Source organism: Glutamicibacter sp. X7 (genome assembly GCF_054889245.1).
Genome location: NZ_CM142678.1, coordinates 2610629 through 2633978, shown reverse-complemented (window position 1 = coordinate 2633978; position 23350 = coordinate 2610629). Strand labels below are relative to the sequence as shown.

At 60.8% G+C, this 23350-nt stretch carries 21 protein-coding genes; 10 read left to right on the top strand and 11 right to left on the bottom strand.

The features are described 5' to 3' along the window. Positions 1-17 precede the first annotated feature (17 nt). Complete coding sequence (locus ACYU0X_RS12605) at positions 18-803, top strand: enoyl-CoA hydratase/isomerase family protein (RefSeq protein WP_418907168.1); 786 nt, start codon at positions 18-20, stop codon at positions 801-803. 99 nt (positions 804-902) lie between these two features. Here ACYU0X_RS12605 and ACYU0X_RS12600 read toward each other — a convergent pair whose 3' ends face one another. Next, positions 903-1355, bottom strand: a complete 453-nt coding sequence (locus ACYU0X_RS12600; protein WP_396275191.1) for an Lrp/AsnC family transcriptional regulator — start codon at positions 1353-1355, stop codon at positions 903-905. Between the two features lie 222 nt (positions 1356-1577). Here ACYU0X_RS12600 and pdhA point away from each other — a divergent pair, with 222 nt between their 5' ends. The 4 genes from pdhA (at position 1578) to ACYU0X_RS12580 (ending at position 6406) form a co-directional block, all read left to right on the top strand. Continuing rightward, on the top strand, positions 1578-2741 hold the full coding sequence (pdhA, locus tag ACYU0X_RS12595; RefSeq protein ID WP_461901041.1) for a pyruvate dehydrogenase (acetyl-transferring) E1 component subunit alpha: 1164 nt from the start codon (positions 1578-1580) through the stop codon (positions 2739-2741). After that, positions 2742-3827 carry an alpha-ketoacid dehydrogenase subunit beta gene (locus tag ACYU0X_RS12590; RefSeq protein WP_418907166.1) on the top strand — a complete coding sequence of 362 codons (1086 nt, stop codon included), beginning with the start codon at positions 2742-2744 and terminating at the stop codon, positions 3825-3827. Then, positions 3828-5228, top strand: coding sequence for a dihydrolipoamide acetyltransferase family protein (locus ACYU0X_RS12585; protein WP_418907165.1), 1401 nt, complete (start codon positions 3828-3830; stop codon positions 5226-5228). Positions 5229-5383: 155 nt separating this feature from the next. Beyond that, positions 5384-6406: a hypothetical protein gene (locus ACYU0X_RS12580; RefSeq protein ID WP_461901038.1), complete on the top strand. Its 1023-nt coding sequence runs from the start codon at positions 5384-5386 to the stop codon at positions 6404-6406. Here the strand turns inward: ACYU0X_RS12580 and ACYU0X_RS12575 are convergent. Then, on the bottom strand, positions 6403-7257 hold the full coding sequence (locus tag ACYU0X_RS12575; RefSeq protein ID WP_461901036.1) for a phosphatase PAP2 family protein: 855 nt from the start codon (positions 7255-7257) through the stop codon (positions 6403-6405). The two genes, ACYU0X_RS12580 and ACYU0X_RS12575, sit on opposite strands and share 4 nt — an antisense overlap. 82 nt (positions 7258-7339) lie before the next feature. On the opposite strand from ACYU0X_RS12575, the gene ACYU0X_RS12570 reads away from it, so the two are divergent. Both ACYU0X_RS12570 and ACYU0X_RS12565 read left to right on the top strand, forming a co-directional pair. Beyond that, positions 7340-8341, top strand: coding sequence for an o-succinylbenzoate synthase (locus ACYU0X_RS12570; protein WP_418907162.1), 1002 nt, complete (start codon positions 7340-7342; stop codon positions 8339-8341). Between the two features lie 127 nt (positions 8342-8468). Next, positions 8469-10559: a PhoX family protein gene (locus ACYU0X_RS12565; RefSeq protein WP_418907161.1), complete on the top strand. Its 2091-nt coding sequence runs from the start codon at positions 8469-8471 to the stop codon at positions 10557-10559. Between the two features lie 75 nt (positions 10560-10634). Here ACYU0X_RS12565 and ACYU0X_RS12560 read toward each other — a convergent pair whose 3' ends face one another. After that, entirely contained in the window at positions 10635-10802 is a 168-nt protein-coding gene (locus ACYU0X_RS12560) for a hypothetical protein (protein ID WP_461901034.1), read from the bottom strand. Positions 10803-10918: 116 nt separating this feature from the next. Here ACYU0X_RS12560 and menD point away from each other — a divergent pair, with 116 nt between their 5' ends. Together menD and ACYU0X_RS12550 are read left to right on the top strand one after the other, a co-directional pair. Further along, positions 10919-12601: a 2-succinyl-5-enolpyruvyl-6-hydroxy-3-cyclohexene-1-carboxylic-acid synthase gene (gene menD, locus ACYU0X_RS12555; protein WP_461901033.1), complete on the top strand. Its 1683-nt coding sequence runs from the start codon at positions 10919-10921 to the stop codon at positions 12599-12601. A gap of 275 nt (positions 12602-12876) precedes the next feature. Continuing rightward, positions 12877-14934, top strand: a complete 2058-nt coding sequence (locus tag ACYU0X_RS12550) for a PhoX family protein (protein WP_461901031.1) — start codon at positions 12877-12879, stop codon at positions 14932-14934. A gap of 60 nt (positions 14935-14994) precedes the next feature. On the opposite strand, the gene ACYU0X_RS12545 is transcribed toward ACYU0X_RS12550, so the two are convergent. The 4 genes from ACYU0X_RS12545 to ACYU0X_RS12530 form a co-directional block, all read right to left on the bottom strand. Next, positions 14995-15783: an amino acid ABC transporter ATP-binding protein gene (locus ACYU0X_RS12545; protein ID WP_418907156.1), complete on the bottom strand. Its 789-nt coding sequence runs from the start codon at positions 15781-15783 to the stop codon at positions 14995-14997. Positions 15784-15795: 12 nt separating this feature from the next. Next, on the bottom strand, positions 15796-16590 hold the full coding sequence (locus tag ACYU0X_RS12540) for an amino acid ABC transporter permease (protein WP_418907155.1): 795 nt from the start codon (positions 16588-16590) through the stop codon (positions 15796-15798). An 80-nt stretch (positions 16591-16670) separates the two neighbouring features. After that, positions 16671-17450: an ABC transporter substrate-binding protein gene (locus tag ACYU0X_RS12535; RefSeq protein ID WP_418907154.1), complete on the bottom strand. Its 780-nt coding sequence runs from the start codon at positions 17448-17450 to the stop codon at positions 16671-16673. A 140-nt stretch (positions 17451-17590) separates the two neighbouring features. Next, on the bottom strand, positions 17591-18925 hold the full coding sequence (locus ACYU0X_RS12530; RefSeq protein WP_461901028.1) for an isochorismate synthase: 1335 nt from the start codon (positions 18923-18925) through the stop codon (positions 17591-17593). Positions 18926-19206: 281 nt separating this feature from the next. Here ACYU0X_RS12530 and ACYU0X_RS12525 point away from each other — a divergent pair, with 281 nt between their 5' ends. Continuing rightward, positions 19207-20304: a polyprenyl synthetase family protein gene (locus ACYU0X_RS12525; RefSeq protein WP_461901026.1), complete on the top strand. Its 1098-nt coding sequence runs from the start codon at positions 19207-19209 to the stop codon at positions 20302-20304. Between the two features lie 18 nt (positions 20305-20322). Here the strand turns inward: ACYU0X_RS12525 and ACYU0X_RS12520 are convergent, their stop codons facing one another. Genes ACYU0X_RS12520 through ACYU0X_RS12505 form a run of 4 tightly spaced genes read right to left on the bottom strand, consistent with a single transcriptional unit; the run spans position 20323 to position 23274 of the window. Further along, positions 20323-20895 (bottom strand): hypothetical protein, encoded by a 573-nt coding sequence (locus ACYU0X_RS12520; RefSeq protein WP_461901024.1) that lies wholly within the window; start codon positions 20893-20895, stop codon positions 20323-20325. A gap of 9 nt (positions 20896-20904) precedes the next feature. Further along, on the bottom strand, positions 20905-21417 hold the full coding sequence (locus ACYU0X_RS12515; protein ID WP_461901023.1) for an HIT family protein: 513 nt from the start codon (positions 21415-21417) through the stop codon (positions 20905-20907). Next, positions 21417-21851 carry a hypothetical protein gene (locus ACYU0X_RS12510; RefSeq protein ID WP_461901021.1) on the bottom strand — a complete coding sequence of 145 codons (435 nt, stop codon included), beginning with the start codon at positions 21849-21851 and terminating at the stop codon, positions 21417-21419. The genes ACYU0X_RS12515 and ACYU0X_RS12510 overlap by 1 nt, the downstream gene beginning before the upstream one ends. Before the next feature lie 19 nt (positions 21852-21870). Further along, a complete protein-coding gene (locus ACYU0X_RS12505) occupies positions 21871-23274 on the bottom strand; it encodes a PucR family transcriptional regulator (protein ID WP_309406120.1) in 1404 nt (467 codons plus the stop codon). Positions 23275-23350: the final 76 nt, after the last annotated feature.

The window sequence follows — 23350 nt, the reverse complement described above, 5'->3', positions numbered from 1 at the left end:
CGAAGCGGGAGCAATTAATGATTGAGCTTGAGATCCGTGAGGGCATCGCCCATGTCACGCTAAACGCACCGAAGAAGATGAACGCGCTGGACGTGCAGGCGCTGGCAGAGCTGTCCGAGGCCTATGACCGAGCGGCAGCAGCGGTGGCTACCGGAGAAGTCCGAGCCTTAGTGCTACGCGGTGAGGGCCGCGCCTTTTGCGCCGGGCGTGACATCTCGGCGGTTGACCCAGCGAACGACGACGTGATGGGTTACCTCGACGGCAAGGTGCAACCGTTGCTGGAGCAGATGTCCGCCTTCCCGGCGCCCACCTTTGCGCTGGTCCATGGTGCCTGCCTCGGAGTCGGCTTAGGGCTCGCCGTGGCCAGTGACGTCGTCTACGTGGCGGAAGATGCCAAGATCGGCTCCCCATTCGCCAATCTTGGGGCCACGCTGGACTCCGGCGGCCACTGGTTGTTCACCGAGCGACTCGGTGCGCACCGAACGCTGGACCTGATTTACACCGCCGAACTCATCTCCGGTGCCGAGGCGGTGAAGGCTGGGCTGTTCTCGCGGTCTTTTGCGTCCGAGGAACTGGTTGAGCAAGGCCTAGCGATCATCACCAAGGTGGCGCGTGGAGCCACCGAAGCCTTCGTGGCGTCCAAGGAGCTTGTGGCACAGATTCGAGATCAGCGGGTGGGGCTCTGGGCCTCGATGCGTGCCGAGAACAAGGCGCAGACCGCGTTGTGCGACACCGCAGACTATGCCGAGGGTTTCAAAGCCTTCCAGGAGAAGCGTCCACCGGTCTTCACCGGCGGTCACTGAGCGCCACACGCTACACCAACACGCCACGGGCGGACCCGCTACTAGGGTCCGCCCGTGGCGTGGCGTTTAAGGCCGTTGGCCGGTGCCGCGTTCGGGCCTTTAGCGGGTGTCGGCGTCTTCGAAGATCAGCAAGGTTTGCGTATCGAGCACCGTTGGTAGCGACTGTAGATGTTCGAACACCACGCGGCGCAGATCGAGATTGTCTTTGGCGCGCACCAGCAAGATGACATCGAAGTTTCCGCCAACGAGTCCCACATGGTGCACCTCGGGGATGGATGCCAGATGATCGCGCAGCTCGCGCCACGAATGCTGGCGTAGCTTGAGCGTTACGTAGGCGCTAGCGGTCAGGCCGGCCTTGACCGGGTCAATCACCGCCGTATAACGAGTGATCACGCCCGAGTCCTGCAGTCGGGAAATGCGTGAATAGGCGTGTGCGCGGGAGACGTGAACCTTCTGCGCCACCGTGGTGACCGACTGTCTTCCGTCCCTAGTCAATTCCGCCATGATGGCGCGATCAACATCGTCGAGTTTAGGGGTCTGGTCCGTGCTCACCGGGCCTCCTTGGGCGGATACGACGAGATTGCTCAAAACTCATCTGCGGACAACATTTCGTCTCCAATAATACGATCTTTTATCCCAACTTTCCAAGATTTTCGGACCGACTGGATACGAATTGCAGGCTGAGGACATAATTATTGTCAAAAGATGTTTGGGTGAGGTGAATCACAATCCGCTGGGGTTGCTGGGCACCACTCGCAAGAAAGGTGGGTGACGATGAGCGCCGAGGACAACTCGAATCGCTTCTCGGAAGTCAGCCGGAAATTCGGCATTACTCCCGAGGACTACATGTTGCCGGCACGGCACATGATCAATTTGCTCAACCCGGACGGATCGCTCCGGTCCGACGCCGAACAGGGTACCGAGCCGGGCCACGAATACCCCTTGCCGAGCCCCGCTCGACTGCTGGAAGCCTATGAGGCTCTGGTCGTCGGTCGACGTGTCAATGACCAGAATTCGGCGCTGGTGCGCCAGGGTCGCATGGCCGTTTACCCATCAAGCCATGGCCAGGAGGCCTGCCAGGTGGCTGCGGCCCTGTGCCTCGAGGACGGAGACTGGCTCTTCCCGACCTACCGCGACACCGTGGCGGTGCTAACCAAGGGTGTCGCCCCGATGGAAGTGATGACCAGTTTCCGTGGCGAGTGGCACTGTGGCTATGACCCGAAGGCCTATAACTGCGCCCCGATGTCCACCCCGCTGACCACCCAGCTGCTGCACGCTGTCGGCGTGGCCCACGCCGCTAAATTGCGCGGGGAGCAGACCGTCGTCGTGGCCATGTGTGGCGATGGAGCCACCAGTGAAGGCGACTTCCACGAGGCGCTTAACTTTGCCGCAGTGTTCAAACTGCCGGTGATCTTCTTCGTGCAGAACAACAAGTACGCGATTTCGGTACCGTTGGCGCACCAGTCGGCCGCCCCTTCCCTGGCACACAAGGCCGTGGGCTATGGCATGGCCGGCGAGCGCGTCGACGGCAACGATTTGATGGCGCTCATGGCCGTCATGGGCCGCGCGGTGCGCTTGGCCCGCGAGGGTTCTGGACCGTTGTTGATTGAAGCCCACACCTACCGCATGCAGGCCCACACCAACGCGGATGACGACAAGCGTTACCGCGAGGACTCCGAGGTAGCCGAATGGGTGGCCAAGGACCCAGTAATCCGCATGCGGGCCTACCTTGACGATGCCGGTCTCCTGGATGAGAAGGTCCAAGGAAAGATCACCGAGCACGCCGAAGCAGTGGCCAGCACCCTGCGCGATGGCATGAACGAGGAAGCCGACACCGACCCGCTTCAGCTGTTCTCCCACGTCTATTCCGAACCCACCGCACAGCTGCGCGAACAGCGTGAATTGCTGGCCGATGAACTCGCCCGCGAGGAGGCATAAATGAGCACCGCAGCAACCTCAGAACTGAACCCGAACGTCAGCAAGGCTACCGCCAGCGCCGCAGCGCAGGCCGCCAAGGCTAACCAGCCGGTGACCTTCGGCAAAGCCTTGAACACTGCCCTTGCCGACGCACTGACCGCAGACGAGTCGGTGGTGATCTTTGGTGAGGACGTGGGAACGCTCGGTGGCGTATTCCGCATCACCGACGGACTTACCGATCGCTTTGGCTCGGAGCGCTGCTTTGATACGCCGCTAGCCGAATCGGGCATTGTGGGTATGGCCGTGGGTATGGCCATGAACGGAATGCGTCCGGTGATCGAAATGCAGTTCGACGCCTTCGCCTACCCGGCTTTCGAGCAGATCGCCTCCCATGTGGCGAAGATGCGCAACCGTACGCAGGGGCGTTTGCCATTGCCTATGGTGATCCGTATTCCGTACGCCGGTGGCGTGGGCGGCGTGGAACATCACTGTGATTCCTCCGAGGCCTACTACGCGCACACGCCGGGATTGAAGGTCTTCACTCCCTCGAGCGTGGCAGATGCCTACCTGATGTTGCGTGAAGCAATCGATTCACCCGATCCGGTCATCTTCTTCGAACCAAAGAAGCTGTACTGGTCTAAGGAAGCGGTTGATCTCGCGCAGCTGGCCCAAGACTACGAGGCCCGCCGCACCCCAGGGTCCGAAGGTAAGGCGCGAATTGCTCGCGCCGGTTCGGATGCCACGCTGATTACCTATGGGCCGAGTGTGTCGACCGCGCTTGAGGCCGCCAGCTTGGCCGCCGAAGAGGGCCTGAGCCTCGAGGTTGTCGACGTGCGCTCGATCGTCCCCTTCGACGATGAAACGGTCGGTGCCTCGGTGCGCAAGACCGGGCGTGCCGTGGTGATCGCCGAAGCTCAGGGTTTTGCCTCGGTGGCCAGTGAAATCGTGGCTCGCGTTCAGGAACGCTGCTTCCACTCGTTGGCCGCACCGGTCCTGCGCGTGACGGGCATGGATATTCCCTACCCGGCTCCGACCCTTGAAAAATTCCATCTGCCCAGCGCCGAGCGTATTCTCGACGCGGTCGACCAGCTTCAGTGGGAGGCGTAAATGAGCATCAAGACCTTTTTGCTCCCGGACTTGGGGGAGGGCCTGACCGAGGCCGAACTGGTCCGTTGGATGGTAGCCGCCGGTGACGAAGTCGCGGTGGATCAGCCCATCGCCGAGGTGGAAACCGCGAAGTCGCTCGTGGAGATTCCGTGCCCCTTCGCCGGTACGGTTGCGACGCTGCACGGTGAGGCCGGGCAGATGATGCTGGTCGACGAGCCCTTTATCTCCGTCAATACCGGGGGAAGCGGCGCTTCGGCTCCAGAAGCTCCGGCCGAAGGAGCGCAGACCTACCTTGAGGAAGAACTCGCCGGCACCCAAGCACCGGATGCCGAAAGCGATGAAGGCAGCGGCAACGTCCTGATTGGCTACGGTACCTCCAGCACCGAGCGAACCGGTTCACGCCGTCGCCGCCCCCGTAAGGGCACCGCACCCGCCACTGGCACGAGCTCCGGCACCCAAGCCGTGCGCGTGATCAACCCGATTGTGCGCAAACTGGCCCGGGAACACGGTATTGCCGTGGAAACACTCACTGGTAGTGGCGAGAACGGCCTCGTGTTGCGCGCCGACGTGGAACGCGCGATCAGCGGGGCGCAGACTCTGCCTGAAACTGTCCCGGCAGCAGCCCCGGCTCCGGCCGCAACGGCTGCAGCGCCGACTGCGCCAACCGGTGAGGGGCGCGAGGATGCACGCACCGGCCTGTCGGTGGCTTCCACCACCGTACTTTCCGGGGTGCGCCGCACCATTGCGAATGCCATGAGCACCTCGCGACGCGAAATTCCCGAGGCCACGGTATGGGTGGACGTGGACGTCACCAAGCTCTTGAAACTACGCGCCGGATTGAAAGCCGACACCGGTCGCGCACCGAGCATGCTTGCGCTGATTTCGCGCTTCGCCGTCGCTGGGTTGGCACGCTTCCCGGAGCTCAACAGCCGCATCGACACCGAGGCCGACGGCCAGTTGCGCCACACCGTCTTCGACGGGGTCAACCTCGGCTTTGCCGCGCAAACGGACCGTGGACTCGTGGTGCCCAATGTTCGGGGGGCCCATAAGCTCAATGCCGAGGAGCTCTCCGCGGAATTCGCTCGTCTGGCCACGCTTGCCCGCGAAGGCAAGGCACAGGTTGCGGATCTTTCGGGTAGCACCTTCACGATCAACAACTACGGTGTCTTCAACGTGGACGGATCGGCCGCGATTATTAATTATCCGGAGGCCGCCATTCTTGGCATCGGCCGTGTGGTGGAGCGTCCGTGGGTCCACAAGGGCAAGATCAAGGCGCGCTCAATCTGCGAGTTGACGTTGAGTTTCGACCATCGAGTCTGCGACGGCGGCACGGCGGCAGGCTTTCTGCGCTATGTGGCCGATGCGATGACCGATCCGAAGGCGGCACTGGCTGTTCTTTAGAAGTACCAACCTGTTGGCGGGCTCCGAATCTTCGGGCCCGCCAGCGGTGTTTAACCGCGACTTTGCCACGCTGATTTCGCGCCGTTATTCCGCATAGAACGAGATCTACTAGGGTGGAATTGATCTGTATGAGGCAATAGGCAGGAGTTGTCAGCATGTCGAGCACGAGCGTCAACCAATTCAAGCACCGTGGATGGATTATCGGCTTGATGCTATTACCCACGCTCCTTGTTGTGATCACTCGAGGGCTATTGGGTGCTTCGCTCCCGCCGGTGACTGCAACCCACTGGTCAACGACTCGTTACCCGGATGGTTTCACCGATAGCGCCGTGTTCTTTGCCGTTTGCCTGACCTTGGGCGTCGTGGGAGTTGTGGTGGCCGCGCTGGTGTTGATATTTCGCCACCTTCCAAAGCCCTTGATTCTGTCTCTGCTCTTCATCGGCGGGCTGACCGCGTGGGTTGGTGCAGGGTTGTTCATTGGGTGCTCTGTACCGACGGCGCTAGCGGGGGACCCCACGCGAGCGGTGCTCGGGGCCGGTGGTTTGGTGGGCATAGCCGCCGCCCTCATGGGGTTGTTACCCGCTGCGCTCAGCGGGCTGTTCGGGCCCTTGGTCCGGCAGAATGAAGCGCGGCGCGCCGAGCGCATTGCCGCCGGTCGTAAGGCGGCAGAGAACCAAACTCCGGCATCGTCCGAATCCCTAGCGGCGGGCACGGTCCAAATGGAGCGTATCGTCAACGCCCCGGCGTGGCTGTGGGCGCTGGGAGTGACGCTGATTGGCCTAGTGGCCTTTACGGTCATCATGGCACTGACCACGCCGCAGACCGATCTATGGCTCCTGACCTGGATGCTCTTTCTCGAGGTTGTGTGCGTGGTCTTGGTCGGGGGACTACTTCGCATCCAGATCCGGGTGACCGGCAATGGCCTGCTGGTTCGATCGGCACTATTCGGGTTCCCCTTACGCCGGATCGAGAACAGGAACGTGCTTGCCGCCACCAGCGAACTGATTGAACCGATGCAGTGGGGTGGCTGGGGCTGGCGGTTCTTCCCAGGCGGTAGTGCGGTAGTGATGCGCCGAACCCAGGGGCTCGTAGTGGAAACCGTGAACGGTAAACGGTTCGCCGTCACCATGCCCGATTCCGAACAAGCCGCGAGACTACTGCAAGGCGCGGAGGGCTAGCTACGGCGCGGGCCCAGCACCACCGAGCGCAAACAGAGCGCGGCGACCAGCGACCCTGCCAGAATGTGCACCACGCCCAGAACCCCGTAGGCCACCTGTAAGAGCTGGGGAATCTTCTGGATATGCGGGTGCGGCAAGAGGAATGACAGTAGTATCACCGCAGCCCAGAGAGCCAAACTGACTAGACCGGTGGTCCGAGACCAGGTGGTGATTGCTTCCGCTGACCCTAACGGCTGGTGTCGTTGCAAAAGCGCCACGGATAATACCAACCAGAACGTGGCTACCATCATGCCCACTGCAATATCACTCGGACGGTGCCAGCCACAGATCAGCGTCGCCAGCCCGGTGGCTGCCGTAAATCCCCACGCCAGTGGCTGCACGACGGGGCGGAGCCGGGGTGGGGCGATAACATACATCAACCCCATGGCCGCGGCCGCGGCCGTGGTATGTCCAGACGGCAAGGAATTTTGAGTTGTTCCGAAATTGAAGTCCGGTCTATCAAGGATCCAGTGTTTGAACACCTGAGTGGTGATCAAGGCGGCAGCCACCGCGACCACTGCCAGTGAGGCGCGCAAGAAACTGCGATCGCGTACCACCCGGTACAGCAGAAAGACGGCGGAGATAATCCCACACAGTAGCGGCAATTGGTCGAGGAACTCGTGAAGGAAGTTCGGCCACTGCGCCCTGGGCCACAACTCGACAAATACGTTAAATGCAGCCTGGTCGGCCCATTGCCCGGATCTGCTCCGCACGAAGAAAACATACTCGACCATGCTCATGGCAAGTAGTAGCGCGGCTGCCCACCACCATTGCAGGTGGATTGGCCGAGACAGGGTACGGGTCGTAGTCATAGCACCCCTAGTTTTGCACATCTCGACCATGAACCACGGTTATCGCGAAGTGTCAGAAAGGCCACCTCGATAAGCTGTGTTCATGAGCGCCGATCTGCCTGATGTGAATGAACTGCTCCAGCATGCCCACGTGGTGACCCTTCCCTTGAAGGTGAAATTCCGTGGGGTGACACAGCGTGAAGTCATGCTAATCGAAGGGCCAGCGGGGTGGGGAGAATTCTCGCCCTTCCTCGAGTACGGCCCCGCCGAAGCCGCGCGCTGGTTGCAGGCTGGAATCGAGGCCGCCTATCGTCCCTTCCCCGAGCCCCGCCGCCAGCAGATCCCAGTCAATGCGACGCTCCCGGCTGTGCCAGCCGATCAGGTCGAGCAGGTGCTGTCTAATTACGATGACCCACACACCATCAAGATCAAGGTGGCCGAAGGCGGGCAGTCGCTCTCCGACGATCTGGCCAGAGTACGTCGCGCTCGCGAACTATTTCCTACGGCGGCACTACGCGTTGATGCGAACGCCGGCTGGACCCATGAGCAGGCACTCGCGGCGCTTGAACAATTGTCCGAATTTGACCTGCAGTATGCCGAGCAACCCGTGCCTGGGATTCACGGACTAGCCGAGCTTCGAGCCGCCCTACGCCAACGCGGCATCTCGTTGAAGATCGCCGCCGACGAGGCGGTACGAAAACACGATGACCCGCTCGAGGTGTCCCGCTTGGGGGCGGCCGACCTGATGGTGATCAAGGCCCAACCCTTAGGCGGTATTGCTGCGGTGCTAGAGATCGCCCGACAGGCCCGGCTTGATGTGGTGGTTTCCAGTGCCTTAGATAGCTCCGTGGGGCTGGCTCAAGCCGCCGCGCTCGCCGCTACCCTCGAGTCCTTGCCTTACGCCTGCGGGCTGTCCACGGGTTCGCTTTTCGAGCGAGATGTGACCGGTGAGCCACTGCACGCCACGGCCGGGTACTTGCCGGTTCGACGCGTCGCCCCCGATCGATCTTTGCTGAACGCATATCGGGCGGAACCCGAGCGCGAACGCTGGTGGCAACACCGATTGATCCGATGTCACGAAGAATTTCATCGTTCGGTGAATTAGTTCCTTACAGTTATTTTCCATGCGTTAACCTTCAGGTCAGCTTAGAAACACTTATAGGTGGCACGCTCTAATCGTTTCTTTCCCCGGAAATTCAGAGCCAGTTTCACCGATACAGTGAAGGACCACCATGGACGCTAAACGCACGCTCCTGCCCATGCTCGGACATACCCGCGGCGGACGCTCCGCCGCCACCTGCCACTTCAAGTGCGGTGACGCCTGTGTCAGCCCTGACTGCAACACCAGCTCGAACAGCTACTTTGCCGACATCGCCGACACCGCACTGTCACGTCGGCGCATGCTCGGTTTGGGGGCCATCGGCGCCTCGGCCATTGTGGTCGGCCCGAGCTTGCTCGGTACCGGTTCCGCGCAAGCCATCACCGTGGATGCTAAACGCGGCGGCAACGGCAACCACCTGCGGTTTGAGGCCATTGAACCGGTTTCCCGTTCCGTTGACACCGTTACCGTGCCCGAGGGTTATGACTGGCACCCCATCATCCGCTGGGGCGACCCGTTATTCAAGAACAGCCGCCCCTTCGACCCGACCAAGCAGAGCGCACGGGCTCAGGCCGGCCAGTTCGGGTACAACTGCGATTACTTGGACATCATCGCCGACAAGTATTCCGGTCGTACCGGAGTGCTGGTGGCCAACCACGAATACACCAACGAAGACATGATGTTCGACAGCGAGTGGTTCGAAGCCAATAAGGATGAGGCCCGCCGCACCGCAATGGAAGCCCATGGATTCTCGGTGGTCGAAATCGAACGCAAGAAGCGCGACCGACGCTGGCGCTACGTTCAGGGCGGCGAACGCAACCGCCGCATCACAATGAGCACCGAATTCAGCGTCGATGGTCCAGCAGCCGGCAGCGAGTTGCTGAAAACCGCCGCCGATCCGACCGGCACCAAGGTGCTCGGCACCCTGAACAACTGCTCGGGTGGAACCACCCCCTGGGGGACCGTGCTCAGCGGCGAAGAGAACTTCAACCAGTATTTCGTGGGTCGTGGAACGGCGGAAGAAGCTCGCTACGGAATCGACGCCAAATCCACCAGCCGCGGCTGGGAAGAAACCGACCCGCGCTTCGGGTTGAACAATGCCGGATTCGAAAATGAGGCCAACCGATTTGGTTGGGTCGTCGAAATCGATCCGCAGGACCCTAAGTCAACCCCGGTCAAGCACACCAACCTCGGTCGCTTCAAGCACGAAGGTGCCAACGTGCGCATTGCCGCGAACGGCAAGGCAGTGGCCTACTCCGGGGACGATTCGAAGTTCGAATACCTCTACAAGTTCGTCTCGAAGAACAGCTACAAGCGTAACGACCGCGCACACAATATGACCCTCCTTTCCGAGGGTGACTTGTTTGTGGCTCGTTTCAACGGCAACTCGCCGGCCAGCGAAATTGACGGCAGCGGTCAGCTCCCTGCCGATGGCGCATTCGACGGTACCGGCGAATGGCTGCCTCTGGTTCTGGACGGCAAGTCGATGGTATCTGGCATGAGCGTGGAGCAGGTCCTGGTCTTCACGCGTCTTGCCGCCGACAAGGCCGGTGCAACGAAAATGGACCGCCCGGAAGACGTTGAGCCGAGCCCGGTCTCGGGCAAGCTGTACGTGGCGCTGACCAACAACTCGGATCGCGGCAAGGACGGTAAGGAAGGAGCCACCGAGGTCGCGCCACGCGTGCGTAACCGCGATGGGCACATCCTAGAACTGACCGAAGCTGGCAACGATGCGTCCGCGCGACGCTTTACCTGGAACATCTTGCTGGTGGCCGGTGACCCGCGGATCAACTCCTCGACCTACTTCGCCGGGTACCCGGCCGAGAAGGTTTCCCCAATTTCTTGCCCGGATAACCTAGCCTTCGACTCGTCGGGGAACCTGTGGATCTCCACCGACGGTGCACCGAGCTCGATCGGCCTATCCGATGCGCTACATAAGGTGACGCTTGAAGGGCCCGAGCGTGGCCGCGTTGAGCAGTTCCTCGCCGTGCCTACCGGCGCCGAAACCTGTGGGCCGGTAGTCCACGACCGCGACGATTCCGTCTTCGTCGCGGTCCAACACCCGGGGGAGGGCGGCAGCTACGCCCAGCCGGCCTCGCTATTCCCGGACTACGTCACGGCACCCGGCGAAGCGAAGAAGGGCCAGTTCTACGGACCGCGTCCCTCAGTGGTTCAGGTGACCAAGACGGTGACCCACGGCAAGAAGGCCAAGAAGGCAAAGTAATCGCCTCCACTGCACAGTGCGCCGGGCGCCGCCACGCTCCAGAATTCACGGAAGTATGGCGGCGCCCGGCGTTCATTAATAGACCTTGGGACCTGAGCTACCACCGTTGCCGCGCGCCTGCTCTTGCCGGTGGTAGCGCCGAATACCGCTGGTGACCGCGAAAGAGATCACATAATAAAGAATGACGGCGCCGAGCGCGTACATGAGAAAGGGCATGATCAGAAACATTGGCGTGTAAGACATGCCACCATCCTTCATCTGTGCGTCGTCCACGGCAAGCATCGAGCGAGGGTACGTGGTCGAGGCGGACTAAACTGGTGCTCGTCAGCATTACTTGAAGAAGAGGCAAGGCCAGAGACGTGAGCAACCCCGGCACCACACCGATCCCTGCCATCGAAACGGCACGTCGGCTACTGGGGATACTGATCACCGCTGGTATTCGAGATGTGGTGCTTAGCCCCGGGTCGCGCAGCGCCCCATTGGCTTATGCCATCGCAGAATACGCCGCAACGGAACGGCTGCGGGTGCACGTGCGACTGGACGAACGCTCGGCAGGTTTTTTGGCGTTGGGTCTATCCCAAGGATCCGACCGCCCCGTGGCCATCATTGTCACCAGCGGCTCGGCGGTGGGGCAACTGCTACCGGCCGTGATGGAGGCAAATCACGCCGCCACCAAGCTCCTAGTGCTCAGCGCCGATCGTCCCGGAGAGCTTCACGGTACCGGGGCCAGCCAAACCACAAGACAACGCGGACTCTTCGGAGATCATGCCCGGGCCAGCCTGAACATCGAGGCCGGAACCGACCCTAGCGTGCAGGTCCAAGCGGCACTGGCCGCGCTAGACGGAGACAGCGCGCAGGCACCCGGTCCCGTGCAATTAAACGTAGAGTTTCGCGACCCGCTGGTCCCCGAAGCCACGGCCGAGCTCAAACGGGAAAGCGACACTCCCAACCAGTTACCTGTGGCACCCAAAGAACCAGCAGACACACTGCATTGGACGTTGCCGGAGCAACTGGCCGAGCGACGCACGGTCGTACTCGCCGGACATCAGGCCGGACCCGAAGCCCAAAGCTTCGCCCAAGCACTGGGTTTACCGCTGCTGGCCGAACCTTCCTCCAACGCACGGAGCGGCCCCAACGCTATTGCCGCCTACCGTCTGTTGCTTTCCGTTATGGAGAAGGACATTGAACGTGTGGTTCTCTTCGGGCGCCCGACGCTGAGCCGACCGGTCAACGCCTTACTGGCCCGCACGGATATCCCTAGCGTCATCTGGCAGCCCCACCCTGTTGCCTGGTACGAGCCGGGGCGCCGCGCACAACGGGTCATCGCCGAGGCCGAGGAGCTTGTTCGGTTTGCCGGACGTGCCCCGCAGGGCTGGTTGGAACACTGGCAGGGACTCGATAGCCAAGCCGTCAGGCTCCGGGCCGCGATCGACAACGAACCGGGGATCAGCGGCTGGGCGCTCGCCGAGGAACTCTGGCGCACCCAGCACGGGCCCTTACTCATCGGTTCGTCCATGGTCATTCGAGACCTAGACCTTTCCGCCATGCCACATGAGGTCTCGCAGGGGCCGGTCTTCGCCAATCGCGGGTTGGCTGGCATCGATGGAACCGTCTCCACGGCACTGGGTCTGGCACTAGCTTCAGGGGAGCCCACCCGCGCCGTGATGGGCGACATTACCTTCTTGCACGATGCCGGAGCTCTAGCTTGGAACCCGGAGGAAGCCCGGCCGGACCTCGATGTCGTCGTGTTCAACGATGCCGGAGGAGCCATCTTCTCCACCCTTGAGCACGGTGCCGTGCAGTACAGCGGACGCTACGGCTCGTGGGTTGAACGACTGTTCGCCACACCGCATGCGGCCGACCTCCGCGCGTTGGCGGGGGCCTATGGCTGGGACCATGTAGCGATCACCTCGCGCGAAGAGCTCAGCGAAGTACTACAGACAGTGCCTTGCGGCCTCCGTATCATCGAAGTGCGCGGTGATCGGTCCCAGCTACGTGAGCGCACCGCATCGCTGGCGCAAGCGGTCTCTGAGCTGAGCTAGCGGAGACACTTGCTTCCGGGGACTGAGATCGCCCCGGGCCGAATAGTGAATCGCACACATTAGCACTTGTTCGAATCGCTTGTGAATGGCAGCTTACTCAGTGGGTTCACAATTGGCTTGAGCGTATTAATTTATTCCTCATTCATTTACGGTCTCCCGGTGTGCCGGTAACTTATCTGCTACCCGAAGCACCAGGGACAACCTTCCGTGGCCTTCGGGGAGCAGCTGCGTTGATTCTTTGCTGAATAACCTGAAACCCCTGAGGACCAACCCCAATGAGCATCATCCGAAAACTCTTGCCGATGGCAGGACATACCCGTGGAAATCGGTCGGCAGCAACTTGCCACTACAAGTGCGGAGACGCGTGCGCGCTACCTACCGAGAACACCTCGTCCAATGAGTACTTCCCGCAGATTGCCGACGCGGTGTTATCACGGCGCAAACTGCTAGGCGCGGGCGCGGTCGCCTCTGCGGCCATCGTCATCGGAGCGGACAGCTTGGCTACTCCCTCCGCACACGCAGACTACGGTTTAGCGCCGCGGGGCGGCGGCCGACTCGAGTTTTCGGCGATCGACCCGGTACCCCGCACGGTAGATGCCGTCACCGTGCCAACCGGCTACAACTGGGAGCCCATCATCCGCTGGGGCGACCCGTTGTTCTCCGATGCGCCGGCTTTCGATCCGCTGAATCAATCGGCCTCGGCTCAGCAGCGACAATTTGGTTACAACTGCGACTACTTGAACATCATGGTCGACAATGCCGCAGGCAAAAGCGGTGTCCTGGTCTCAAACCACGAATACACCAACGAGGAAATGATGTTCAGCCCGGCATGGTTTGAGCAGAACAAGGATGAAGCGCGTCGCGTGGCCATGGCGGCGCATAGCTTCTCCGTCGTCGAGGTCCGGCGATCCAAGAAATCAACGAAGTGGACCTACGTGGTCGACGGGGCACGAAACCGGCGGCTACATATGCACACCGAATTCACCATCGACGGCCCGGTGGCCGGTCACGACCTCGTGAAAACCGTGGATGACCCGCAGGGTCGAAGCATTCTGGGAACCTTGAATAACTGTTCTGGTGGGACGACACCGTGGGGCACGGTGTTAACCGGTGAAGAGAATTTCAATCAATACTTTGAGGGCCGCGGCACGGAGGAAGAGGCCCGCTACGGCATCTACCCCGGGGAAACCACCCGAGGTTGGGAGCTGACCGAGCAACGGTTCGGGCTGAACCATCCCGGATACGAGAATGAGGCGAACCGTTTCGGTTGGATCGTCGAGATTGACCCACAAGATCCCAACTCGACTCCCGTGAAGCACAGTAGCCTCGGACGAATTAAACATGAGGGTGCCAACGTGCGGATTGCTCCGGATGGGCGGGCGGTGGCCTACATGGGGGATGACTCGAAGTTCGAATACCTATATAAGTTCGTTTCCAAACAGAAGTACAAGAAAAACGACCGCGCCCACAACTTGAGTTTGCTTTCCGAAGGAGACCTTTTCGTCGCCCGGTTCAACGGCAATTCGCCAGCCAGCGAAATAGACGGCAGCGGCCGACTGCCGCAGGACGGGGCTTTCGACGGCACCGGCGAATGGTTGCCGCTGGTCTTGGGCGGAGAATCGATGGTTTCTGGCATGAGCGTGGAGGAAGTACTGGTCTACACGCGAATTGCCGCCGATAAGGCCGGGGGAACCAAGATGGACCGTCCCGAAGATGTTGAACCTAACCCACACACCGGCAAGGTCTACGTGGCCTTGACCAATAATTCTGACCGTGGACCCGGGCAACTTGCCTCGGCCAATGAAGCGAACCCACGCAACAACAATCGTGATGGGCATGTGCTGGAGCTGACGGAGAACGGCGATGATGCCACCGCCCAGCGCTTCACGTGGACGATCCTACTTGTAGCCGGTGACCCTTCGGTCAACGCGAGCGCCTACTTCTCGGGATACCCAGTGGAGAAAGTTTCTCCCATCTCCTGCCCGGACAACCTTGCCTTCGATTCTGCTGGAAACCTGTGGATTTCGACCGACGGGGCCGCCAAAACCATCGGCTACTCGGATGCACTGCACAAAGTGACACTCGAGGGGCCCGATCGCGGTCGCGTTGAGCAATTCCTTGCGGTCCCTCCCGGTGCGGAAACTTGCGGCCCGCTTATTCACGATCGTGACAACTCGGTGTTCGTGAATGTCCAGCACCCGGGGGAGGGCGGCACCTGGGATGAACCGCAATCCCTGTTCCCGGACTTCGTCGCAGCACCTGACGCGGCGGAACCCGGACAGTTCTATGGTCCACGCCCGACGGTCATTCAAGTTTTCCCCTCGGACACATAGCACCAAACACGCAAATGGCCACCGCCCATATTGGGCGGTGGCCATGAGTTGCCGCGGAACCTAGTCGTTGCCGATATCGACATGGGTAGGATCGAGCACGCGTGAGAGGAAGTCCTTCGTACGCGGCTGCTGCGGGTTACCGATGACTTCAGCGGCAGGGCCGGACTCGACCACCACACCGCCGTCCATGAAGAACACGCGGTCGGCGACATCGCGGGCGAAGGCCATCTCGTGCGTTACCACGAGCATGGTCATTCCGTCCTTGGCGAGGTTTCGCATAATAGACAGAACGTCACCAACGGTTTCCGGATCCAGGGCGCTGGTCGGCTCGTCGAAGAGCATCAGCGATGGATCCATGGACAGTGCTCGAGCGATGGCGACGCGCTGCTGCTGACCGCCGGAGAGTTCCGAAGGGTAGCGCGTGGCGAGGTGCCCCAAGCCAACCTTCTCCAAATTCTCCAAGGCCTTGGCATCTGCGTCGCTCTTCTTACGCTTGAGCACCTTCAGCTGGGCCACGGTGCAGTTCTCCAGCACCGTTAGGTGCGGGAACAGATTGAACTGCTGGAAAACCATTCCGACTTTGCGTCGCATCTTATCGATGTCAACATCCGGATCGGTCGCCTCGAAACCGCCGACATTAATGGTGCCCCCGTTGGGCTGTTCCAAAAGGTTCACGCAGCGCAGGAGCGTGGACTTGCCCGAGCCCGAAGGGCCAATGAGGCAGACAACTTCGCCCGGCTTGACGTTCAGGTCGATGCCCTTGAGCACCTGAACGGGGCCGTACGACTTCTGCAGTCCGGAGATCTCAACTCCAGCTGCCTTAAATTCACTGGTGGGTGCAGCGTTCATTGTAGTTTTCTCCTATCGCTTTCCGCGCCCGGTCTTGGACTCCATGCGGCGGGTCAGCAGGCTCAGCGGAACGGTAATCACCAGATATACGGCACCGGCAACGACCAGCGGAGTAATACCGGCACCCAGCGAGGTAATGCCGTCGCGGCCAAACTTCGTCAATTCGTACTGTCCCGCGACACTTCCAAGGATGAAGGCCAGCGAGGTGTCCTTGGTCAGCAGGATGATTTCGTTGGTCAGCGGAGGCAGGACGATGCGGAAAGCCTGCGGGATCACGATCGTGACCATGGCTCGCCAAGCCGGCATACCCAGGGAGCGGGCAGCTTCGGTCTGGCCCTTCGGCACGGCCTGAAGACCGGCGCGTAGGGTTTCAGCGATGTAGGCGGCGGCAACCAGACCCAACGACACCATGACAATCACGGCGTACGGCCATTTGGCCTCCGGGAAGGCCGAGGGCAGGCCATAGCCTAGGGCCAACAGCACCAACAGGGCTGGAACACCGCGGAAGAATTCGATGTATCCGGTGGCAAACCAGCGGTAGGGGCCAAAAGAGGCCATCTTCATCAGTGCGAGGATCAGACCCAGCGTCAACCCGAAGGCGAATGAGATCGCCGTATAGAAAATCGTGTTCTTCAAACCCACGATCAGCAGGTCCGGGAACATAGGCCCGATCTTGTCGAAGGCGAAGAACGAAGTAAGGACCTTCGGCCAATTCATCGAGATCAGAAGGATCGCGACAACGATGATGAAGATCGCGATCTGCGCAATTTTGCTTACGCGGGCACGTTCACGTGCGGTCATAGCCATGTGAGGAAAGCCTTCCAAATAGCGTTGGTCCGAGGTCGTAACCTTCGCTAGCGGCCTCGGACCAACGGTGTATCAGTGTGCTACTTGGTGCCTAGCCACTTCTCGGTGATCTTGGCCAGGTCTCCGGACTCTTCGAGACGGCTCAACGTGGAGTTGACCTTCTCGATGAGTTCCGTGTTGCCCTTGGCCGCAGCAATGCCTAGCTGCTCACCCGTGGAGAATTCATCGACGATCTCAATGTCGTCGATGTCCTTGATGGCGTACCCCATGACGGACTGGTTGCCGAGCGCTGCGTCGATCTGACCGCTGATAAGCGCCTGGAGCTGCAGGCCACTGTCGTCGTAGGCGACAGTTTCCATGCCGTTGTCCTGACCGTAGGACTCACCGGTGGTCGCCTGCTGGACGGCGACGCGCTTGCCCTTGGCCGACTCGAGGTCGGTGATGTCCGAACCCTTACGAGCGATGAGCATCAGGTCATCGTCGAGGTAAGGGTTGGAGAAATCCATGTTGCCCTTGCGTTCCTCGGTGATCGAGAGCGAGGACATGGCCAGATCGCAGTTGGTGCTGAACAGGCCGGACTCGATGGCGTCGAAGGAGGAATCGACGATGCTGGCTTCGAGGTCTAGATCCTTGGCAATTTCGTTTGCTAGGTCAATGTCCAGGCCAACGATCTTGCCGTCCTTGGTGAACTCGAAGGGCTCGTAGGGGATGTCGGAGCAGACGGTGAGTCTACCTTCGGACTTTAGCGGGAACTTCTCTCCTTCAGATTCGGAGGAAGGGCTGCCGCCGCAGGCGGAGAGGGACAGGGCTGCAACGGCCGTGATGGCCAGTGCTGAGGTGAGGCGCTTAGTGATACGCATAAGATCAAGACCTACTTTCGGTAATGCGAGTGGATCATTGCGTACGAATAATCATAACCACGCTCACACTAGAGAGAGACCTACATCACTCTTGAGGCGCTAAGCATAAGCATAACTTAGCCTTATGCGGGATCTCGCGGCTAATCCGCCTCCAGCGCCTGCCGCATGGGCCGCATCTTCGCCCACGACTCGGCAAGCTCGGCCTCCGGTACGGAACCGGGAACGATGCCGCACCCAGCGTAGAGCCGCATTTCCTTTTCGGCCTCCAGCACACCGCCGCGGAGCGCAATACCAAATTCGCCGTCGCCGCGCCCGTCTAGCCAGCCCACCGGTCCGGCATAGGGGCCGCGGTCCATGCCCTCGAGTTTGCGGAGCAAGACTCCCGCTGCCTTGGTCGGCGTGCCGCACACTGCCGCGGTCGGATGGAAAATTTCAACAAGGTCCAGCGCCGTGGGCATCTTCCCATCGGCGTTTGGCTTGAGTTGCGCGCTGACATCGCTGGCCAAATGCCAGACGTTAGGTAACTCCAAAATGAAGGGCTCGCGCGGGGCATTCATGCCGTGGGAGATCGGCGCCAAGGCCTCGGTGAGCGAGTCGATTGCCAACTCATGCTCGGTGCGCTGCTTCGGATCATCCAAGAGCATCCGGGATGGATATTGAGGATCGTGCGAGGGGGCGGTGGCGCGGTCAAGGGTGCCGGCTAATACACGGGCCTCGGCCACTCCGTTGGTGACACGCACCAGCATTTCCGGAGTTGCCCCGACCAAGCCGTCTACCAAGTACGTCCAGCATTTGCCGTAGCCCTCGGTCAGCTTGGCCACCACATGGGCCAAGTCAATCCGTTCGGTACTCTGCGCCAGAATATCTCGGGCCAGCACCAGCTTCGAAATACCGTACTCATCGAACATACTCAGCGCCTGACCTACGGCCTGAACATAGGAGCCAGCGGTGAGCTGACCGCTACTTAAACGAATCGAGCCCCGCGCGCTAGGCATTGACGCTTCGTCCTTGAGCCGGTGAGCTAGGTCAAGTGCTGCCCGGACGTCGAGGCCGGAGGTGTCCTCAGCTGGGGAGTTGACGGTAATCCAGGCCCCGGCACTATCTTGGCCGATGACCACCTGCGGAATGACGAGCCGCGACTCGTAGCTACTGGTGAAGGAGAAGGAGAACGCACCGAAGCACACCAGGGCGCTACCGGGGCGTTGAATGGGGTCGAGAATCGTGGCCGCCGCCCGAATCTGCGCGAACCATTCACGCGCCTGAGTAAACCGGTGTTCCCCTCGGGTGCGAATACTTGCCGCCTCGCCGAATCCCACGAGCCCGTGCCCTTGACGGGTCCAGATTTTCGCCTCGTGAGCAAAAAAGTCACCGAGGGCCGCAAGTTGGGTCGGCGCCAAGGCGAAGGTGAGGCTGGTTAACTCTGGCACCGCTGGCTGTGGTGCATAGGCATGGTCTAGGGGTAATTCGGCAGACATGATAGGGCTAAGCCTACCGCGCGGTGTGCGGATATATTCGGTGCGGTGGTTGCGATCACGCGCCACCACGAGCTAGCTCACGCGCACAGCGCCCTGCTTACCGGTAAACTCGAGACCAGAGGACATAAACCCACAGTCCAAGGCGAGTATTAATGGCTTGTTGCGGGTTAGGGGTTGCCCATCGGATAGAGTGTTGGAAGTTTGGAGGGCTCAACGGCTCCCCGAAAGTCTTCGTCTTTCCGCGATGACCACCCGATGAAAGATAAGTAAGTCGTAGAACTGTGACTGATTCGAAGAGCAACTGGACCGCAGCCGGGCACGACGTGTCCGACTCGATTGAGCTGAATCCCGAAACCTCGGCCCTAGCGGCCGCCATCAATCTTCCCTCGGGCTTTGCGCTGATCGCCGAGGACCCGGAGTTTGGCCCTGCCATCTCCACCGGAATGGCGCGCGTCGAGAAGCTATTACGCGACGCGATCGCCAACTCGGATCCGCTGATTGACGCCACGAGCCGACACCTGGTCGAAGCCGGTGGCAAGCGCGTGCGCCCGCTACTGGTCTTGCTCACGGCACTGCTGGGTGAAGGCATCAACGACGAGGTCATCAAGGCCGCCGCCGTGGTGGAACTGACCCACCTCGCGACCCTGTACCACGATGATGTGATGGACTCCGCTCCTATGCGTCGCGGGGCCCCCACCGCCCACGAGGTGTGGGGCAACTCTGTGGCCATTCTGGCCGGCGACCTGATCTTCGCCCGTGCCTCGGTGTTCGGCGCCGAACTCGGCCCCAAGGCCGTAAGCTGGCAGGCCCGCACCTTCGAGCGTCTCTGCCTTGGGCAGCTGCATGAATCCATCGGCCCGCGGGAATCCGATGATCCGATCGACCATCACATTCAGGTCATCAGCGACAAGACCGCCTCATTGTTGGCCACCTCGGGAGCCTTCGGTGCCCAGTTCGGCAAGATCCCGGAACTAGTGCCGGTGCTGCGCGAATATGGCGAGAAGGTTGGAGTTGCCTTCCAGGTAGCCGACGATGTGATCGACATTGCCTCCACCACCGCGAGCTCCGGAAAGACCCCGGGTACCGATCTTCGCGAGGGTGTGCCGACCCTGCCGGTCCTCTTGTTGCGTAAGGCGGCCGCCGCCGGCGATGCCCATGCGGAGCAAATCGTGGAGCTCGTCGACTCGGATTTGAGCACCGATGAAGCACTGGCCGAGGCCGTCGAGGCTTTGCGCGCTCACCAAGCCATTAAAGATGCGTGGCTGGTGGCTCGTCGCTGGGCCGATGAGGCGATCGCCGTGCTCGAGCCCCTGCCGGAAGGCACTATCAAGGCCGCATTGACGGCATTCGCGGACGCCGTGGTGACCCGCGAGGCCTAAGCGACGTAGACGCTGCGGTTAGGGGAAACGTAGCTCGAGAGACTCGGACTGCTGCCCCAGACGCCGCGGCGTCTCGAAGGTCGCCATGCTATTGCCGCTCTGTTCGTCCGCGCTAAACAGCAGGTGAGGCCGGAGCACCTGAATGTGGTCCGGTAACTCGGTTTCGGTGGCGGTATATCCTTCGGGAACAAGAAGTACCGCTGCATGCGAACGTTTCGTTCCCTCGCTTATGGTGACTGCTGCGCGTAAGCCGAGCGTGGTGAAGGTTTCGGCGTCAACGCAAGACGTTGTGCGGCTCTCCCCGCCGTGGAGTTCCAAGACGCCGCACACACTCGTGCCTCGGGTGATGGGAATGACCCAGAAATTGGCGTGTTCGTTGCGCACGAGGAGTCGGGCGTCTTCGGTGGACACGAGTTCCCCGGTGGCCGGGTCGGCCACCTGAGGCACCGGTGGGCGTTCGCTTGCCGCTGGCTCATTGAGCTCGGGGATCATCGAAAATAAGTGGCGTTGCTCCGTACAACCGACCATGCTGGCGACCAGCAATAGTGCCACAAGTCCCTGCCAGATGCGCCGATGCCCAACCTTCATCATGGCCCGAGTCTACGACGGGCAATACGAACTGGGTAGGGGATCGGGGTGCAGGGGGCTACTGAGAGCCGCGCGTAGCTCGGCGGCCTTGCGGGCTCGTTCTTCAACCGGTACCCGGTGCCGCAGATGTCCATAGAGGTTGTCGTCTGCGTAACGCGGAAATAGGTGTTGATGGTAGTGCCAGACATGCTGGTTGCCCGAAGGCTCATTGTGTTGCCGGGTGCTGGTGCCCTCTGGACTCCACGCAATTTTCATCGCCAACGCCACACGCCTGGTCTCGCGCATTATGGCGGAGCCAGTTTCCTCGTCTAGGTCATAGAGGGCCTCGAGGTGGGCGTTGGGAATGATCATCACATGCCCGCCGTATGGACCGAACCCGTCGCACGCCATGATGGCGGCGACAAGTTCGGTCTGAAAGATCAAATCGGTGGGCGCGCAGTAGTTGCCCTCACTGAATTCACGGTGATTGACCAGTTCGCAGAACGGACACTGGTAATTTTCCGGTGCGTGAGAGCGGTGGAGCATTAGTGCTCAAGCTCCTTGCTCAGCTCCTCGAAGACCCAGCTGAACATGTCAAAGACGAATTCGCTGAAGGTACCCTCTTCGCTTGTCCATGAACCGCGAGCGTTGTTTCGGCGGTACACGATCGGGTCGGGCACTTCCAACTGGTTGGTCTTGAATCCCCAAACGAACTTCTCTTCCTCGTCTTCGAGGAACAGCAGGTAGTCGTCTTCGATTTCAAGCTCTTCGGGATCGAAGAAGTAGTGGTACGCCTCCATTAAGTCTTCGTTATTGCCCAGCGCCAAATAAAACTCTTCGAGAACCATTGGGATCTCGAAGTCATGCTCGGCGAGGGCATCGCGAAGTTCCTGACGGCTCAGGCCGTCGGCTTCCTGCCACTGGTCCTCTAGGTACTTCGGAACGAGCGAACGGAACTTCTCAAGAAACATGTCAGCCATGTTCCAATCCTATCTAGATTTAGCCCAGCTCAAGTGCGCTCAGCGCGATCCACAACTGCACTCGATCGGCGGTGGCGTTCGGGTCATAACCAGAGAGTTCGGCGATCTGCTGCATGCGGTAGCGCACCGTATTGCGGTGTAACCCCAGCGCCTCGGCCACGGCACCTACGGACCCGTCACGGTTCAGGTATTCACGCAGGGTCTCCATGAGATCGGACTCATGGGCGGCGTCGAATTCCAGCAACGGACCTAGGGCCTCCTGAGCCAGATCCTGCAGGGGGACGTCGCGCGCCGCGAGTAGTAATGAGGTCAGGGAGAGTTTTGTGGGCAGGTTCACTCGATCGCCGTGACGCAGGGCTTCGAGTGCCTCAAAGTAGCTCCAACGGATGCCGGTGGTGTTGGGGTATCGGCCGCCGTAACCGACGGTGGCTTTGATACCTGCGCCCTCGAGGTAGTGGTCTAGCCGTTCAATGGCTTGCGGGTCGCCGTGGTTGGAGAGAATGACGGCCAGCCGGTCTTCGACAATTGCCGACACTTCGGATTCGAATTCCGGGGGTAGCGGGAGATTGTGTAGCCGTTCGGCATCCTTGCTGGCCTGGACCAACACGACCACATGTTCGCGCTGCGAGTTCAGTCCTAGGGCCGCGAACCTCGCCACTGCATCCGAGCCGGAAAGCGAACCTGCCGCTAGGTCGGCTAAGACCTGACCGTGGGCGTGCCGTTGCGAGACACGCAGGGCTGCCTTATTGGCTAGTTCGAGCCCGATCAGCGACTGGGCATATTCGACTAGGCCGTCGCGCTCATAGGGTTCGGCGAGATATAACGTGCAGCGGTCGCGGACTCCGGTAGCAATGGGGAGCGAATGCCATTGCCGCGAGTCCTCGGCGGTGCCGTGGATGAATTCGCCGTAGAGGCTCAGGGCCACGTCGGTGTTGAGCATGCGTGAGAGTGTGCTCAGCATGGAGTCGAGGTTGGAGGACAGCAGGGTTTGCGTCAGCCGCTGGTGTGAACGCAACAGGCGTTCGAGTCGCTGCAGGTGATCGGCGTTATGCGCCTCGGCAATCAACCGGGTAATGGCCGCAAAGGGCGTTTGATAGGGGACCTCAAATACCGCGAGCCCTACTTCTGCGGCGGTCTGCATGATCGTCTGCGGCACGTTCTTGTGGCCCAGCCCCGTGCCGAAGCCAAGGGCCACCACGTCGTTGGCCGCCAAGGTACGCACGAATTCACGCTGGCTCGCCGTGGTCTTTTGGCGCACCCCGGTGGTCAGGACGATCTCGCGTCCTGTCAGGAACTTGGAGGGATCGAGCAATTCGGTGACGGCACTCCAGGTGATGGGTATGTCGTCCGCGCTGGCATGGGCATTTAGTGCGCGCAAATTTAGCTCGCCTTGTGCCAACAGGGCGCGTAAGGTGATTGCCATAAGGTAATTCTAGGGTGTCTTGCCGCTCTTTCGCCCTGCCCTCATGTCCACATCTTGAACATTTTTTCCGATTTTC